The following is a 272-nucleotide window of genomic DNA, read 5'->3' on the forward strand; positions in this document are numbered from 1 at the left end:
CGAAGGCGCTGTCGTAGTCTGGCTGCGCGAAACTGCTGGGCGATACCCCGAGCGTCCGGGCCAGCGCCGCGGGTCGCTGGCCAAGCCCATGCTGGCGAAGCGCCATGAAATCGAGCCCGCCCAGCTGGCGGGCCTGCGGGTGCAGCTGGCCGTACACGCCCTGGCGCACACCCACCAGCAGGCTGATGGGCCCCAACTGCTCGGGGTGCCCGCCGCTGGCCGCGACCATGGCCCGAGCACGGGCGTTGACGTCGGCAAGCCCCACGCGGTTG

At 72.8% G+C, this 272-nt stretch carries 1 protein-coding gene; it reads left to right on the top strand.

The window, feature by feature from the left end; translation table 11 throughout:
- Positions 1-272 (top strand): hypothetical protein (locus V0R37_RS22195; protein ID WP_420376565.1); only part of this gene is annotated, 272 nt, incomplete at both ends.

This window comes from Pollutimonas rozaliensis (assembly GCF_048751585.1).
Classification (GTDB): Bacteria; Pseudomonadota; Gammaproteobacteria; order Burkholderiales; family Burkholderiaceae_B.